The following is a 15921-nucleotide window of genomic DNA, read 5'->3' as shown; positions in this document are numbered from 1 at the left end:
TCGTGACGATTGGGCGGGCCGGGCACGGCCCCGATCTCAGGCGGCTTCTCGCGCGCGTCGCCGCTTGGCCGCCACCCGGCCGCCGATCTGGATACGGTCCACCCGACCGTCGCGGGCGTTGCGCAGAAAACGGCCGGCATAGCCCTGTTCGCCGGTGGTGACGTCCGTGACCGAGAAGACCAGGCCCTCGTAGAGCGTCAAAGTGGCCGCGGAATCACCGTCGACGACCAGTGAGACGTGATCGCCGCGAATGACGGCCGAGTACACGGTGTCACCGTTGACGTATTCACCGACGCAGTCACGCGGTGGCGCTGTTCGGCGTTCCGCGCCGGTCAGCGCGTGGTGTGCGCCGATGTGCAGCCCGGTGGGCCGCAGCTCCGCGCAGAGGTCCCGCCACATCGCCGAGCCGCTGCCCGAGTTCGTGGTGAGCGCGATCACCGTGCCCCCGGTCGGATCGACGCGGAGGTAGCACGACGTGCCATCGGCCATGCCGTCGTGACCGAGCCAGGTGGTGGCTCCGCCGCGGAACAACGCGAGCCCGAGCGCCCACCCGTCGGCCAGGCCGAACGGGTCCGCGCTGGGGACGGGGCGGCGCATCTCGGCCAATTCCGCCTGGCCCACCGGGCCTGCCGCCGTTCCGCCGTGCTCGGGGCGCAGGTGCATCCGGCCGAGCGCGACCAGGTCCGAGGCGCTCAAGGCCAGTGCACCCGCCGGCGCCTCCGCCGGTTCGAGCGTCTGCTCGACCGTGCGGACCAGGCCGCGTGCCCGGTTCACCGCGTGGCCGGTCGCCACGGACGGCGCGGATGGCGAGCGGTCCGGCGCCACGATGGAGGCGGCGGTGATCCCCATCGGCTTGAGCACGATCGCTCGCATGGCCTCCCACCAGGTCATCCCGGTCAGCGCTTCGACCAGGTGCCCGGCGAGGACGTAACCGAGGTTGGAGTACGAGAAGCCGACGCCCGGCCGCTGGAGGGTGTCCAGGAAGCAGCCGCCGAGCGGGAAGTGGTCTGCCTCCGCGGGCCCGGCGTAGTCGGCGGCGAGGCCCCCGGTGTGGCTGAGCAGGTGGCGCGTGGTGAGCAGGTCGACGAGGTCACCCGAGATCCGGTGCATCTCCGGCAGGTACTCGGCGACAGGCGCGTCGAGGTCCAGGTCGCCGTCTGAGACGAGGGCCATGAGCAGGGTCGTGGTGAAGGTCTTCGTGATCGAGCCGACGGGCACCTTGGTCGAACCGCTCATGGGTTCCCCGGTCCCGTGCTCCCGTTCGCCTAGCTCGAACGTCCGCAGCTCGCCCTGGCGCAGGACGGCCAGTTGGGCACCGGTGACGTCGTTGCCCCGCGCTGCTCTCTCGAATCTGTCGGACAGGTCATCTGAAGACATGTTTCCTCACTGGTGGCGATCACTGATGGACATCACTCATCTCGGCCCCCATAACTTGACCACTCCCCTCGATTCGAAACATGTTCACGTTTTTCGCCCGGTCCCTCGTATTCACCTCGACCGCTCGAATGTCGACTCGGCGCAGGTCAGCTCGAATCGCCTGGCTCATGTTTGCCCCCGCACCCCGTACGCGCGACCGCCAAATGGGTGGCACGTCGCCGATCGTGACGATAAATAGATGGTCGAGGTAAAGAAACTACCCAAACAGCCTGGCAACCCCTACAGATTCACTCGAACGCCATGTTTGAGCCATACCCTTCGCAATCGTGCGAGACGATCTCCGCAATTATGTGCGAACAACTCCGACCACCCGTTCGCAAACAATTGTCGCGTTCCGCACACGGGAGCTCACGCGACCGATACAGTTCCGACCGGTCGGGACCACTTCCCCGCGCCGGCGCGTGCCGAACGTGCCGGCCGACCGCCAGGCGGGTCTGGAGGCACTGGATGACCGCACGACTCGGCGCTGCCGCCCCGGTGGTGTCCGGGGTGTCGTTCAGCGCGGCGTCGTTGGCCGGGGCGCGCTGGGCCGCACGCCACGCCCTCCAGCGGGGCCGCGGCCTCCGGTTGGTGCACGCGTGCCGGGACCTCGGCGAGGTGGACGACGCCCGAGGGCGCCTGGACGAACTGGCCGGGCGATTGCAGGAGGCGTCACCGCTCTTGGACGTCTCGGCACGCGTGGTCGTCGCCTCCGCCGAACACGCTCTGATCGCCGAGTCCCACACCGCCGGCATGATCGTCATGGGCGGACCCGCCCCGGACGCCACCAGCGTGCTCGCCTCCACCGTGAGCGCGCGGTCCCGGTGCCCGGTCACCGCCGCCCCGGCCGGCGTCGGGTCGGGACACCCCGACAAGTCCACCCTCCCCGTGGCGGTCGGCATCAGCGGCGACGCCCTGGCCGAGCCCACGCTGCGCGCCGCGTTCCTCCTCGCCGCGGCCCTGAACACCGGCCTGCGGGTGGTGTGCTGCACGCTGGACGACGACTCCGCCGCGCCGGTCGCCGTCCCGGACATCGCCCAAGCCGCCCTGTCCGCCACTCGGGCCTGCGCGGTCCACCACCCCTCCGTGCCGGTGGACGTGCGGATGGCCAGGTCACGCCCCACCACCGGCCTGGCCCGCCACGCCGTGCTCGCCTCGATGCTGGTGATCGGCTCCAGCCCGACCGCCACGGACACCTCTACCAGCCACCGGCTGCTGCGCCGCGGAACGGGCCCGGTCGTGCTGGTGGGACCGCGGATCGTCCCCCAGTCGACGAGCGACCACCCTCTTCTCCCGGCGAAGTGACGCCGGCCACGAACGCGAACACCTGTGCCGCCCGAAACGTCATCGCCGCCGGCGCAACGAGAGCTTCAGCGTGTCGAGAGCACGTCCGGACGATCGCGTCCCTGTGGGGTGTCAGGACTCTGCGCTGGGATGCTGAGCTGCGGCGACCGAGCAGTTCGTCGGGGCCGTCAGACGCGAAGTCGCCGGCCGACTGTGTCCGCGCCGCGGCCCACCTCGCGGCTGCGCCGGTAGCGGCGCCCGTTGGGGCGAACTCACCGGCCCTGAGGGTTCGTCAGGGAATCATCTTCGTCCGCATGCTTTCCTCCAGGCGCGCGGCGAGGCGTTCGAGCCTGCCCAGGTCGACGTCGAGCAGCACACCCGCCCGCTTGACCGGGCGGCCTCGCACCCACACCGAGTCGACGTTCGAGGTGTCCACCTGGGTGACGACCGTCGCGATCGGATCGTGGTTGGGCATCGCGTTCACGCGGTCGGTCCGGATCAGCACGAGGTCGGCGTCCATCCCCGGTCGCAGCATGCCGACCCGGCCGACCCGGCCGAGGGCGTCGGCGCCGTTGGTGGTGGCGAAGCGCAGCACGTCGGAGGCGGTGACGGTCGGCTCGAACGGCTCCGCCGGGTCGTCGGGGTAGGCGCTGATCCTGGCCTGGGCCAGGCTGATCCGCATCTGGGAGAACATGTCGCCGGGTGCGCTGGCGACGATGTCCGCGCTGAGCGACGGCGCGAGGCCGGCGGCGACGAGCCGGGCGGTCGGCGGATGGCCGTGGCCCATCACCATCTCGGAGTGGGCGGCGACCGAGACGTGCCCGCCGGTGTCCGCGATCCGCCTGAACTCGTCGTCCGTGCAGTTCGTGCAGTGCACGTAGGTCGTGTCGGGCCCCATCAGGCCCGTCTCGGCCAGCACGGTGATGTCCCGGGAAGGGACCCCCGGAACGCGCATCCCGGTGTGCACGTTGAGGCGAGCACCGAGGTCGCGGCCCAGGCGCCAGTCCGAGACCAGCACCTCCGGCGGGTTGGACACCGGTCCCCGCAGCCCGAGCCCGAGCGTGACGAGCTGGTCGCTGCCGCCGAAGTACTGTTCGGCCACCCGCCGCGCGTCCTCGGGGTGCGGGGTGGTGCTGTGGAACAGGTGCTCCGCGCCTGCCGGCCACCCATAGGCGTAGACGGCTCGGATGCCGCTCTCCAGCAGCGCGTTGATGCCGGCGTCGGCGTGGTCGGGGGTGTTGATGACGTTGGCCCAGTCGACCACTCCGGTGATGCCGGCGTCGAGCAGTTGGTAGCAGCCCAGCAACGTCGCGGTGTAGACCTCCTCGGCCGTGACCGACGAGGCCATGCCCACCAGGATCCGCCGGAAGTAGTCACCGAGGGAGCAATCGGCCAACTGCCCACGGATCGCGGTCTGCCACAGGTGGCGGTGGCTGTCGACGAACCCCGGCAGGACGATGCACCGGCCGGCGTCCACGACCTCGACGTCGGGCGCGACCTCAACGCGTGCGGCCACCTCGCGAATCCGGCCGTCCACCACGTGGACGTCGGCTTCGGGGAGGACACCGGTGCCGGGGTCCATGGTGATGACACATCCACCGCGAATGACGAAGTCCCGCATCCCAGGCTCCTGTTCCCCACGTGATGGAAACTCTGCGGCAGGTCCGACGACGAGTCGACCACGTCGCGCAGCGCGGATCAACTAAACGAGGGGTCGTCGTGGTTCGGCGGCTCGCCCGGGTGCTTCGGGTGCAGTGGTCGAGCCCCACCAAGGCATCGCCAACGCCGACCACTGCGCACGCTGCCACCAGCCGTCACCGATCAAGCAGCGATCACCCGACTCGACATCCACGTACGACAACGACCGGGCGGCATCCTCGGCGAGTACCGCCACGCCGCCTGAACTGCACGGACGACATTCTCGGCAGGTGGCGGGACGTGAAGCGGTTCGCCGTCAGAGGAGTGACGGCAGCACGTGCTCCTCGGTGACCATCAGGCCCGTGCTGGTCATGGTCTTGGCCAGGTCGGGATCCCAGGCGGCCTCCGCAGGGCCGTCGTTCAACGTCGGCAGTTCGACGCCGCGGGCGATCAGGGTGGTGACGGCCTCGCGGTAGTCGTTCGCCGACATGCGCCACGCCGTGCCGCCTGTCCAGGCGAGGATGTCGTTGGTCGCGCGGACGCCGTCCGGTGTGAAGTCGTTGTGGCAGCGGACCGCCTTGCCGACGAGGTGGTGCTTGGCCTGAGTGGTGAGGCCGTTCGGGAGCACCATCAACGGGCCGGGCATGCCGGATTCGAGCAGGCGTGGGCTGCGGACAACGGTGATCTCCCGGGTCTCGAGGGTGTCGTTCAGCGTCAGGTAGCCCTGGGATGTCAGCACCGGGTCGCTGTAGGCGTCCTTGAGGATTCCAGCCTGCTCCCAGGTCGTGCCCATGAGTTCGAGCGCCTTGCCCACGATCCGGGCGAGCGGCCGTCCGTCGTCGAGGTCGTTGCCGGCCAGGGCGAACCGGGTCGTCGTCGGCCCGAGCTTGCCGAGTACCCAGGCCGCCTGGTTGGCGAGCATCGGCAACGCCGGTTGTGGGATCTTGCCGTACCGGCGCACGTGCGCGATCCACGGTGCGGCCCACGGTTCGTGCAGCAGGTCGTGCTGACGCAGTGCGAACTTCAGCACGGCGTCCGCTGTCGAGGCCTCTTCGGCCGTGGACATGCCGATCGGCCTGCCGTGCAACGCTTCCAGCACCTCGGTCAGCGTGCTGCCGTGCGCACGGACGTGCTCGTCCAGGCGCGCCAGGGAGATCTGCCGGCGGGCCGGGTGCGCGACCGGCTTGCGCAACAGTTCGGCGAGCGCCGCGGCGGTCTTCTCGTCCTCGACGCGAATGCCGAACGCAGACCGGCCGCCACCCTCCAGGGTCTCGCGGGCCAGCCGCCACAGCTCGGCAAGTTCAGGTTGGTCCAAGTGCACCGTCCGAGCCTAGTTTCGCGATCCGGAGCACGCACACGCCAGCCCTGAACACCCTTCGTAACACTGCCCCGCTGGGGCAGTCCGCAGAGCCAGGCCGGCCCTTTCGCAAAGCGCCATCATCACGGCGCACGGGTCGGATCGGTCCTGTCGAACCGAAACGGACGAGCGGTCGACACCGACCGCGGCCGCGAACGCACCCGCGACAACCGGGTCGACCCGACCGGCTTCGGGCAGAGGGCGGAGGCCGGTCGGGTCGTCGGTCAGGGAGACGTGTCGGCGATCAGGTCAGGATCAGCGACAGGCCGTAGGCGGACAGGATCGGGTTGACCTCCTGGTAGTACGTGGTCCCACCGGTCGAGCAGTTGCCCGAGCCGCCCGAGGTCACGCCCTGGGCCTGGTTCGAGCTGAGCCACGAGCCGCCGGAGTCACCGGGCTGGGCGCAGACGTTCGTGCGGGTGAGGTTGTAGACGACGCCCTGGGGGTAGTTCACGGTCTGGTTGCGGGCCTGGATGTAGTTGCACCACATGCCGGTGGTCGAGCCCGAGCGGCACACGCCGGAGCCCACCGGGACCTGCGCGGAACCGCGCACGTAGTACCAATAGCCGTTGTAGCCCTCCATGTAGCCCCACAGGTTCACGCCCGCGACGGTCTGCACCCACGCGTAGTCGTAGTAGGGGAACGTGGAGCCGGCGAAGTAGCCGTAGAGCGCGCCGTACTGGTCGGTGGCCTGGGAGCCGGGGGTGCCGCAGTGGCCCGCGGTCACGAATCCGCCGTACACGGCGAAGCCGATGGAGCACCGGCCCGCGTTGTTGATCCAGTACGGCCAGCCGCCGACGACATCGGCGTAGGGCACTGGCGAGTGGTCCTCCTGCACGACGCGCACGGCGTGGTGCAGGGCCTTGGCCTCGTCGACGAACCCGGTCACGGCGGCGTCGACCTTGTGCCGGTTGACGGTGACGACGACCGTGTTGGTCTGCACGTCGACGTACCAGCCGTTCACTCCGGCGGGCGCGGCCTTGCCGGCCTTCCGGTCGAGGGCTGTCTTGGTGGCGTCGAGCTGGGCGTAGGTGTGCGCGACGGGCACGACGGTCACGTCGAGACCGGTCTTGTCGGCAGCGGCGTCACCGGCTACCGCGACGGCGAGCTTGCCGGTCGCGGGGTCGAACCAGCTGCCCGCGTAGGCGGCGCCGTAGAGCTTGCGGGCGACGACCTCGGCCCCACGGGCCCTTTCCTCTTGGGCCAGGCGTGTTTGCACGCCCTCGGCGGTGAGGCCGAAGTCGCGCTTCATCGCCTCGGCCATACCGAGGGAGACGCGCGGTGCGGAGGTGGGAGACGTGGTCGCCACACCGCTGGGCGCGGCGACCGCGGGCAGGGACGGAATGGCGAGACCGATCGCGAGGACGACCGCGCCGGCTAATCGGACGGTACGTGGAGAAGTCACTTGGGCAGCCCTTTCAGGAGAGGGTGCGGGGAGGCGCCGGTCGGTCGCCTGAGATGTGCGAGCGGAGCTCGGGAACCGACCGGCAACGCCGTTTATGAACCCGGCGGATTCAGGACGATACTTTCTCGGCCCGACACGCCCATACCGCCGAGTCGGTGGCGTTTGATGATTCCTTCGGCAGGTCAAAGGCGCGTGGAATCATCCAGGCGTGTCGCGCATGTTACCGAAACAGTGAATTCGGCATTCCGTAGTGACACGACTCGACGCGTCGGGCAACTCCGGACTGGAGTGCGCTGCACCACTGGGCGCTTCTGGTGTACGTTCGCGCTCGGAGTGACACATCCCCGTCCTCGCAGCGGTCTTCGCGGGTCACCACGTCCTGCCCATCAGGGGTCCAAGCCGTCACGGGGTGTGCTGGACGCACCACGCCGCCTGCGCTTGGCGCTGGTCCCGCAGTCCTCCGGTGAGCATTCCGACGCACCGACTGACAAGTCGATGAGGTAGCTCCTGCGACCGCTGCCAAAAGCCGCAATGAGCGGGTTCACCGGTGACTCCACCCACGTCGTAGAGCTGCCCGACCTCGGCCACCTGGCGGAGCCTTGCCGATATCGAGGCTCATCACGAACTCGGGTATCGGCGCTTACACCTTCGCCCGACCCCGTCCCGGTTCCCTCCGCGAGGGTGAAGGCGTACCGGATGCCTCGGACAGAGGCGCTATTCGAGGTGACCGGGTATGTCCGCATTTTGAGGCCCGGCAGGTGATGTGGTGTTCGTTTGGGTGGGTGAGGTGCTGCAGGGTCCGTGGTGATCGAGTGGTGTGCGTGAGCCAAGTGGGTGCGGCCTTTCGTCCGGCGCTAATGCGCCTTCCTGTGGTGGACGAAGGAACCGGTGTTCCACCTTTCGCACCGGACAAGGGAGTTCATCGGTGATCACGTCTTCGCCCGGTCGGCACAGGGGTAGAGCCCTGCCGGCGCTCATCGCAGCACTGACGGTCGTACCGCTCGCGCTCGCCGTCACCTCCGCGCAACCGGCCTCTGCGGCGCCGGGCGTCCCCCAGGCGCCGGTCGTGGTGTTCGCCGAGGGCTTCGAGAACGGCCAGGGCGACACACCCGTCCTGCTCACGGACTACACCGGCGCGCCACCGGTCGCACAGACCTACTCCGCCGATCCGGCGTGGCTGACCGCCTGCAACGGTTGGCTGGCCTCGCCGCAGCAGCCGGCCGTGCCACCGCCGGCCAGCGGGTGCAGCGCGGGCAACTGGCAGGCGGTCCGGGACATGGCCGGGATCCTGGGTCAGTGGGCGGGCGGCGACCCGGCCACCAACCACGCCGTCACCGCTTACACCGCCGCGAACCCCGGAGCGGGCAAGGTGCAGCTGCGCACCGAGCAGCCCATCCCGCTGCCCGAACCCGACCGGTTCCTCACCTTCTCGGTGGACGCGGCCGAGCAGAACTGCTTCGCCAACCACGCGCTGTTCGAGTTCTACCTACTCGACGGCGCTACCGCCGTGCCCACGTTCACCACTGCGATCGAGCCCTGCGCCAACCCCTCGAGCGTCATCGACGGCACCGCCGTGGGCACCTACACCAGCGACCGGCCGGTGCTGTTCGGCGGCTCGTCAGTGGGAGTGCAGCTGGTCAACGCCCAGGGCAGCGGGGTCGGCAACGACGCCGCGTTCGACAACGTCCGCGTCCTGGACGTCACCCCGCAGCTGGACGTGGGCTACAGCCCGCCACCGGTGCAGATGGGGCAGACCGCCACCCTGACCTTCACCGTCACCAACACCGCTGAGCTGGCGGTCAAGAACGGCTGGTCGTTCACCGCGAACCTGCCGGCGGGACTGACCGCCACCGCCCAGCCCACCACGGACTGCACCGACGCCACCGCATCCACCGCCGCCGGCACGGTGACCGCCACCGGCGCCCTGGCCACCGGCCAGGTCTCGTGCACCGTCGCCGTCACGGTCACCGCCGCCCGCCCCGGCACCTACACCACCTGCGCCACCGACGTGACCGCGCGGGTCGGCCTCAACGCGCCGGGGTGCGCCTCGGTGCGGTTCATCGCGCCGGTGCTGGTGTTCGACGCCCACGCGCACGGCGGCAAGCTGACCGCTCCGCTGGTCGGCGTGGGACCGCTCGCCCCGTCGGACCTCACCTGCACGCCCCAACCGGGTTTGGACCAGGACCAGGCGCTCGGCGCCACCCTGCCGGGGGTCGGCTCGCTGGGCGTCATCGACACCGAGGCCCACGGCACCGTCGGAGGTGACGGCCAGCGCACCGCCACCGCGTGGGCCCGCACCGCGAAGGTCTCGTTGCTGGGCGGCCTGATCACCGCCGACGAGATCCGCGCCAAGGCTGCCGCCGCGGAGGACCTCGACGGCGCGGTCACCACCGCCGGCGAGGTCGAGCTGGTCAACCTGCGGATCAACGGCACTCCCGTGGTTGATCCTGCGGTAGACCTGACCATCACCATCCCGCTCGTGGCCACCGTCGTGGTCAACGAACAGCGGCCACTGGCAGGCGGCACCGGCATCACCGTCAACGCCCTGCACGTCCGCCTGCTCAACGGCGTCGACCTCGTGGTCAGCCACGCGCGAGTCGCCCTGACCCGCCCCGGCACCCCCTGTCCGATCGGCTGACCCCCGGGGTGGTGCGGGTGGGTCCCTCACCTGCACCACCCCGGCAGCCAGGGAAACCGCGTCGGCATCGAGCAGGGTTTCGCGCTGCCAGTGTCGGACCGCCCACAACCTCCCAGGGCAGTACAGCTAGACGATGGTGTACCCGCCGTCTGCCAGCAGGAGCGCGCCCGTGACGTAGCTGGACCGCGGCGAGGCGAGGAAGAGGATCACCTCGGCGATCTCCCTCGGCTCGCTCATGCGCCGCAGTGCCGTGGTGGTGGTGGCGTTGTCGTGGACCGCGTCCCCGAACAGGTTCATCACGGTCTCGGTCGTCACCCCGCCCGGCGCGACGGAGTTGACCCGCACGCCGCTCATGCCGAACTCGACAGCCCAGTTGCGGGTCAGGGACTCGAGGGCGGCTTTGGTCGCGCCGTAGGCGGCGGCGTTGTGGACCGGTGACACGGCGGCCACCGTCGAGACGTTGACGATCGCGCCCGCGCCCTTGGCGACCATGGCGGGCGCCAGCGCCGCGGTGAGGTGGAACGGAGCGAGGACGTTCACCGCGAGTAACTCCTCGAAGCCCTCACGGGTCTGGTCGACGGTCGACGCGAACGGATAGATGCCCGCGTTGTTCACCAGCACGTCCACCTCACCCGCCGCCGAGGCGAGCTCCCGCACGCCCTCCGCGGTGGACAGGTCGGCCCGGACGAACCGCGCGGTCCCGCCGTCCGCCTCGATCTCGGCGACGACGTCCGCGCCGCGCGCGGCGTCCCGGCCGTGGACGATCACGCTCGCGCCCTCGCGGGCGAACAACTTCGCGGTCTCGTGGCCGATCCCGGCGGTGGCGCCGGTGACGAGCGCGACCTGGTTGCGCAGTTCCACGGGTGTGCTCCCTCGCAGTTCGACAAAAGGCGGAGAAACGTATGCCGACCCGAACCCCGTTCGCAAGCCCCGGCAACGGATCAGCGCGGCGACCGCCCTGACCTCCCCCGTTCGCCGGCACGGTCCGGGACGGCTCGCCCCCGCACGAGAACCTGACGGGTGAGGTTCCTGACCGGGCCGTCCCCTCGACGTCGCACCGGCCTGGCCATGGCGGTAGCCGTGCCACGACGTCGCTCCGGGAGGGATCGCTCTGCGGGAAATGCGCAGAGGGCAGCCTGTCGTGCCGGTACGGTGCGCATGTCCGGAATACCTGGAGGGGTTCGGTTGATCGGTGATCGGGCGCGGTTCGGGGTCCTGGTGGGGCCGGCCGAGGTCGAGCACGCACAGCTGCGTTCTGTCAAGATCTACCTCGGCGGCGAGGACCTCACGTTCCGGGACGACCAGGTGTACGTGCCGAATTTCCTGCTCCGGGTGGGTTTGACGCTGCGTGCGCTGGACGATTGGCCCGATCTGGCGCCGCACGCGGCGATGCTCGGCACCGACCCGCGGGCGCTGCACGAGCGCTTGGTCGCCGAGAGCGAGCACGACCCGGTCCTGGCGTCGTGGGACGAGCGGCTGTCGTTCCTGGAGTGGGGTGAGATCACGTTCCCGTTCCACTCGTTCCTGTTCCGATTCGGTGACCAAATGTGGCTGACCGCCCGGCACGTCGAAGGCGAGCTGCAGGTGGCGGAGGTCGAGCCGGCCGAGCTGCGGGACATCGTCGAACGGGCGCACCGGGTGGTCGCCGACGACTACGCGGGCTATCGGAAGCGTGCCGGGCTGGACTGAGCCATCCGCACACCAGCGCCGCCTCCGCAGCGCCCCCCGACACGCAACTCAGTGCTCTGCCGTCAAATCCGCCTCGGTAGCAGCGTCAACCTGGCCCGATCCCGCTCGGACGGCACCAGCGAAGCAGAGATCCGCGACGTCGCACAGGTGGACGCCTGTGGGGTGTCCGAACTCTGCATTGGGGTGCTGAGCTGCGACGATCGCGCACGCTGGACCACCAGGGCATGATCGTGGGGTGTGGCGTTACGACTGCTGTACCTGATCTTCGTCCGACTCGATGACTGGCTGGTGCCGGCTGGGGCTACCGCCGGATCCAGGGCGAACTGCTCAAGCTCGGCCACCGGTATCCGCGTCAACGGTTCGCCGTGTGCTCAAGCGCCTGCGGATACCACCCGCGCCCACCGCGACACCGACACCTCCTGGCCACAGGTCCTCCGCATGCAGGCCGCGAGCCTTATGACCTGCGACCTCTTCCACGTCGACTGCGCCGTCACCCTCAAGCGGATCTACGTGTTCTTCGTGATGGACGTCGCCACCCGCTACATCCACATCCTCGGCGTCACCACCAACCCCAACGGGGCATGAACCACCCAACAAGCCCGCAACCTGCTCATGGACCTCGGAGACCGGGCAGACCACCTCCGGTTCCTCATCCGCGATCGAGCCGGTCAGTTCACCGCCTCGTTCGACGCGGCCTTCTCCGCCACCGGCATCCAGGTCGTGCAGATGCCACCACGGTGCCCACGCGCCAACGCCTACGCCGAACGGTTCGCCAAGACCGTCCGACGCAAAGCCACCGACCGGCTGCTCATCATCAACGAACACCACCTACAGATGACGTGCGCGTTGTGACTGCGAGCGCATGCCTCGTCTTTCGCGAGGGGGACGAATGGAGTACAAGTAACTATCTAGTACGTTCATTATCGCGGACGGGGTGGCGGCTGTGGCGGGAGTATGCGACGAGGACCGTTTCCTGATCGGCCTGGTCGGGTCGGGTATCGGGACGTCGTTGAGCCCCGCGCTGCACGAACGCGAGGCCGACGAGTCCGGGCTGCGCTGCCTGTACCGCACGCTCGACCTGATCGTCCTCGGTCTGCCGGCGGCGGCCGTCGGCGACCTCCTGGCCGCCGCGAGGCTGACCGGCTACGACGGCCTCAACATCACCCATCCGTGCAAGCAGGTCGTGCTCCGCCACCTCGACGGGCTGTCCCCCGAAGCCGCCGCGCTGCGAGCGGTCAACACGGTGGTCTTCACAGACGGCAAGGCCATCGGCCACAACACCGACCTCGCCGGCTTCGCCCGGAACCTCCGGCTGGGCCTTCCCGACGCCCCGCTCGACCAGGTGGTCCTCCTCGGCGCGGGCGGCGCCGGGGCCGCGGCCGCCCACGGGCTGTTGGAAGCGGGCGCGGGCGCCGTTCACGTCTTCGACGCCGACCGCCACCGCGGTGACGTGCTCGTCGGCTCCCTGCGCGACCGCTTCGGCCCGGACCGCGCCCTGGCCGGACGCCTTGACGACGACCACGTCACGCTGGCCCGCGTGCTGCACGACGCGGACGGCCTGGTCAACGCCACACCCGTTGGGATGACCGCGTACCCGGGACTGCCGCTGCCCGCGCACCTGATCACGTCGCGGCTCTGGGTGGCCGACGTGGTCTACCGGCCGCTGGCCACCGAACTGCTCCGGACGGCACGCGCGCGGGGCTGTCGGGTGCTCGACGGTGGCAGCATGGTCGTGTTCCAAGCTGCGGAGGCGTTCCGGCTCTTCACCGGCCGCGAGCCCGACGCGGACCGGATGATGCGCCACTTCGACGCGCTCGTGCTCAGCGCGGGCGGGGATCGGGTCGGTCGGCGGCTTCCCGGGTCAACCGGAACTGGCGATGTGCGGCCATCCGCACCGGCGAGTTGACCGCGCCGTAGCCCTGGTACCCGCCGATGCGCTGGACGACCTCGAAGAACAGGTGCGATCCCAGCATGTGCGTGTAGAAGTGGAGGAACTCACCGTGCTCGTCCTGGTCGTAGAGCACTGAGCACTCGCGCAACGAGGCGAGTCGCCCGAGCGGCAAGGCGAAGCGCGCGTCGAGGTCGTCGTAGTAGTTGTCGGGGATGTCGAGCAGGGGCGCGCCGAGCGCACGCATCGCCCGAGCGCTGGCCACCACGTCCTCGGACGTGAAAGCGATGTGCTGCGGGTCGGGCACGGCGGGCGCCCAGTCGCCGCGCCGCAGCGCCGCCACGTTCAGCGCGATGCGGATCCGCCGGTCGCGATCGGTCGCCGAACGGCTGCGGATCAGGCCGAACGGTGCGGCGAACTCGGTCTCGGGCTCCGGGCGCAGGCCGAGCGCGGCCCGGTAGAACAGGGCGGTGCGGTCGAAGTCGTCGAACGGCTCGGTGAGCGAGACGTGGTCGATCCCGGTGATGCCGCAGGTGTGCACCGCCGAGGGCTCCGCCGCCGTGAAGTCCGCCGTCCAGTCGCTTCCCGGGCGGCAGAAGACGAGCGTGACGCCGTCTGGCGCGGTGACCGCCGGGTCCGCACCACCACCGGAGTCAGTCGGGGCGAGCAGCCGTTCCGCACGCCGCGCGGCGACCGCCGGGTCCGGGGTCTCCACACCCAGCGCGCCGATCCGCACGCCACCGAAACCGGTCGTCCGGACCACGATCCGGGCATCCCCCTGCTGCCACAACCGGGCCGAGCTCGACTCGTCCTGTCCCATGTGGACGAAGCCGAGACCGGCGAGCACCGGCGTGGGGTCGGGAGCGCCGGAACCGGCGGTGGTCAGCTCGCAGAACGCGTACCCGGTCGGTTGTGGCGCGGCGGGCAGGTCGGCGACGCCCATCCGGTCACGGACGCGCACCGGACCCGTGGTGGCGATGTCCTCGCGGAGGAGCAGCAGCGAGCGCATGGCGTCGACCGCGGTCCGGGCGGGGTCGGCCTGCCGGAAGACGTCGTTGAACACCTCCAGCGACACCGGGCCGTCGTAGCCGGTGGCCACCACGGTGCCGGTGAAGGCGGTCAGGTCGAACGCACCCTGACCGGGGAAGAGCCGGTGGTGCCTGCTCCACTGCAGCACGTCCATCCTCAACCGGGGCGCGTCCGCCAGTTGCAGGAAGAAGATCCGCGAGCCGGGGATCACCCGGATCCCGGCGATGTCGCTGCCGCGGGAGAGCACGTGGAAGCTGTCCAGGCACAGCCCCAGCGCGGGGTGGTCACCACGCCTGACGATCCGCCACGAGTGCTCGTAGGTGTTCACGAAGCGCCCCCACGCGAGCGCCTCGTACGCGATCCGGATGCCCCGGTCGGCCGCCCGGCACGCCAGCGCGTGCAGCTGCTCGGCGGCGAGGTCGTCGTCGTCGACGGCGTCCGGCGAGACCGAGGAGCACACCAGCACGGTGTCCACCCCGAGCTGCTCCATCACGTCGAACTTGCGCTCGGCCCGGCGCAGGTTCGCCGCGAGCACGTCCGGCGGCACCGCCTCGAAGTCGCGGAACGGCTGGTACAGGTCGATGGACAGCCCCAGGTCCGCGCAGCGGGCACGGACCTCCCGCAGCGACCAGGGCGAGACGACCAGGTCGTGCTCGAAGATCTCGACGCCGTCGAAGCCGGCCGCGCCCGCGGCGGCCAGCTTGTCCTCGAGCGTGCCGGACAAGCACACCGTCGCGATGTCCAGGTGGAGTTCCGGGCCGTCCATCGTCGCCTCCGCAGTGTCGCGGACGTAATGAACGTACCAGATAGTTACTTAGCGGTGCGTTGGGACGCCCGGGACCGCGCACCTCGCTACAGTGGCGACGCAGATCCACGGTCGGAGAGGGAAGTCGTTGGCCGCTCAGGTTCCCGGTGCCATTCCGGCACGACGCCCCGCCGACGGACCGGACCGCAGCCGGGACCCCGACCGGACCCGCGCCGACATCCTCGACGTCGCCACCACCGAGTTCGCAGACAAGGGGTACGCGGGCGCCAGGGTGGACGAGATCGCCGCGAAGACGAGCACCACCAAGCGGATGATCTACTACTACTTCGGCAACAAGGAACAGCTCTACATCGCGGTACTGGAGCGGGCCTACACCGGCATCCGGACCATCGAGCGGGAACTGGACGTCGAGCACCTCGACCCCGTCGACGCCATCCGGCGGCTGGCCGAGCTCACGTTCGACCACCACGAGTCCCACCCGGACTTCGTCCGACTGGTCAGCATCGAGAACATCGACCGCGCCGAGCACATCGCCCGCTCCTCCGTGCTGACCGGCCTGGCCTCCCCCGCGCTCGACGTGCTGGCCAGGATCCTCGACCGGGGCCGGGAATCGGGCGTCTTCCGCGGCGACGTCGACCCGCTCGACGTGCACATGGTGATCAGCGCGTTCTGCGTGTTCCGCACGGCCAATCGGCACACCTTCAACGCGATCTTCAAGCGCGACATGCTCGACCCCGCCCTGCGCGCCCACTACCGCGGGATGCTCTGCGACCTCGTCCTGGCGCACCTGACCGTCCGCTGATCTTCACCC

At 70.0% G+C, this 15921-nt stretch carries 13 protein-coding genes; 7 read left to right on the top strand and 6 right to left on the bottom strand.

Annotated elements, in window-relative coordinates; all coding sequences use genetic code 11:
• Positions 1 to 36: 36 nt before the first annotated feature.
• The gene (locus B0I31_RS26140; protein ID WP_106618041.1) at positions 37 to 1377 is read right to left on the bottom strand and encodes a serine hydrolase domain-containing protein; all 1341 of its coding nucleotides are present in this window, start codon (positions 1375 to 1377) and stop codon (positions 37 to 39) included.
• Positions 1378 to 1884: 507 nt separating this feature from the next.
• Here B0I31_RS26140 and B0I31_RS26135 point away from each other — a divergent pair.
• Positions 1885 to 2721 (top strand): universal stress protein, encoded by an 837-nt coding sequence (locus B0I31_RS26135; protein ID WP_106618040.1) that lies wholly within the window; start codon positions 1885 to 1887, stop codon positions 2719 to 2721.
• Positions 2722 to 2992: 271 nt separating this feature from the next.
• Here B0I31_RS26135 and B0I31_RS26130 read toward each other — a convergent pair whose 3' ends face one another.
• The 3 genes from B0I31_RS26130 to B0I31_RS26120 all read right to left on the bottom strand — a co-directional run bounded on the left by B0I31_RS26130 (position 2993) and on the right by B0I31_RS26120 (position 7100).
• Positions 2993 to 4321 carry an amidohydrolase family protein gene (locus B0I31_RS26130; RefSeq protein WP_106618039.1) on the bottom strand — a complete coding sequence of 443 codons (1329 nt, stop codon included), beginning with the start codon at positions 4319 to 4321 and terminating at the stop codon, positions 2993 to 2995.
• A gap of 333 nt (positions 4322 to 4654) precedes the next feature.
• The gene (locus tag B0I31_RS26125; protein WP_106618038.1) at positions 4655 to 5659 is read right to left on the bottom strand and encodes a TIGR02679 domain-containing protein; all 1005 of its coding nucleotides are present in this window, start codon (positions 5657 to 5659) and stop codon (positions 4655 to 4657) included.
• Between the two features lie 280 nt (positions 5660 to 5939).
• Positions 5940 to 7100 carry a S1 family peptidase gene (locus B0I31_RS26120; RefSeq protein ID WP_106618037.1) on the bottom strand — a complete coding sequence of 387 codons (1161 nt, stop codon included), beginning with the start codon at positions 7098 to 7100 and terminating at the stop codon, positions 5940 to 5942.
• A gap of 925 nt (positions 7101 to 8025) precedes the next feature.
• Here B0I31_RS26120 and B0I31_RS26115 point away from each other — a divergent pair.
• Positions 8026 to 9738, top strand: coding sequence for a choice-of-anchor P family protein (locus tag B0I31_RS26115; RefSeq protein ID WP_106618036.1), 1713 nt, complete (start codon positions 8026 to 8028; stop codon positions 9736 to 9738).
• A gap of 126 nt (positions 9739 to 9864) precedes the next feature.
• Here B0I31_RS26115 and B0I31_RS26110 read toward each other — a convergent pair whose 3' ends face one another.
• Positions 9865 to 10599 (bottom strand): SDR family NAD(P)-dependent oxidoreductase, encoded by a 735-nt coding sequence (locus B0I31_RS26110; protein ID WP_106618035.1) that lies wholly within the window; start codon positions 10597 to 10599, stop codon positions 9865 to 9867.
• A gap of 324 nt (positions 10600 to 10923) precedes the next feature.
• On the opposite strand from B0I31_RS26110, the gene B0I31_RS26105 reads away from it, so the two are divergent.
• From B0I31_RS26105 to B0I31_RS26095, 4 genes are all read left to right on the top strand, one after another.
• A complete protein-coding gene (locus B0I31_RS26105; protein WP_106618034.1) occupies positions 10924 to 11427 on the top strand; it encodes a hypothetical protein in 504 nt (167 codons plus the stop codon).
• 237 nt (positions 11428 to 11664) lie between these two features.
• On the top strand, positions 11665 to 12012 hold the full coding sequence (locus B0I31_RS41995) for a transposase family protein (protein ID WP_245950421.1): 348 nt from the start codon (positions 11665 to 11667) through the stop codon (positions 12010 to 12012).
• A gap of 27 nt (positions 12013 to 12039) precedes the next feature.
• Positions 12040 to 12279: a hypothetical protein gene (locus B0I31_RS41990; protein WP_245950419.1), complete on the top strand. Its 240-nt coding sequence runs from the start codon at positions 12040 to 12042 to the stop codon at positions 12277 to 12279.
• A 91-nt stretch (positions 12280 to 12370) separates the two neighbouring features.
• Positions 12371 to 13333: a shikimate dehydrogenase gene (locus tag B0I31_RS26095; RefSeq protein ID WP_106618033.1), complete on the top strand. Its 963-nt coding sequence runs from the start codon at positions 12371 to 12373 to the stop codon at positions 13331 to 13333.
• Here B0I31_RS26095 and B0I31_RS26090 read toward each other — a convergent pair.
• Positions 13248 to 15110, bottom strand: a complete 1863-nt coding sequence (locus B0I31_RS26090; RefSeq protein WP_106618032.1) for a sugar phosphate isomerase/epimerase and 4-hydroxyphenylpyruvate domain-containing protein — start codon at positions 15108 to 15110, stop codon at positions 13248 to 13250. The two genes, B0I31_RS26095 and B0I31_RS26090, sit on opposite strands and share 86 nt — an antisense overlap.
• A gap of 127 nt (positions 15111 to 15237) precedes the next feature.
• Here B0I31_RS26090 and B0I31_RS26085 point away from each other — a divergent pair, with 127 nt between their 5' ends.
• A complete protein-coding gene (locus B0I31_RS26085) occupies positions 15238 to 15912 on the top strand; it encodes a TetR/AcrR family transcriptional regulator (protein WP_181320387.1) in 675 nt (224 codons plus the stop codon).
• Positions 15913 to 15921 lie beyond the last annotated feature (9 nt).

Source organism: Saccharothrix carnea, from assembly GCF_003014735.1.
Lineage (GTDB): Bacteria > Actinomycetota > Actinomycetes > Mycobacteriales > Pseudonocardiaceae > Actinosynnema > Actinosynnema carneum.
The sequence above is the reverse complement of the archived record's forward strand: the minus strand, read 5'-3'. Positions and strand labels throughout refer to the sequence as shown.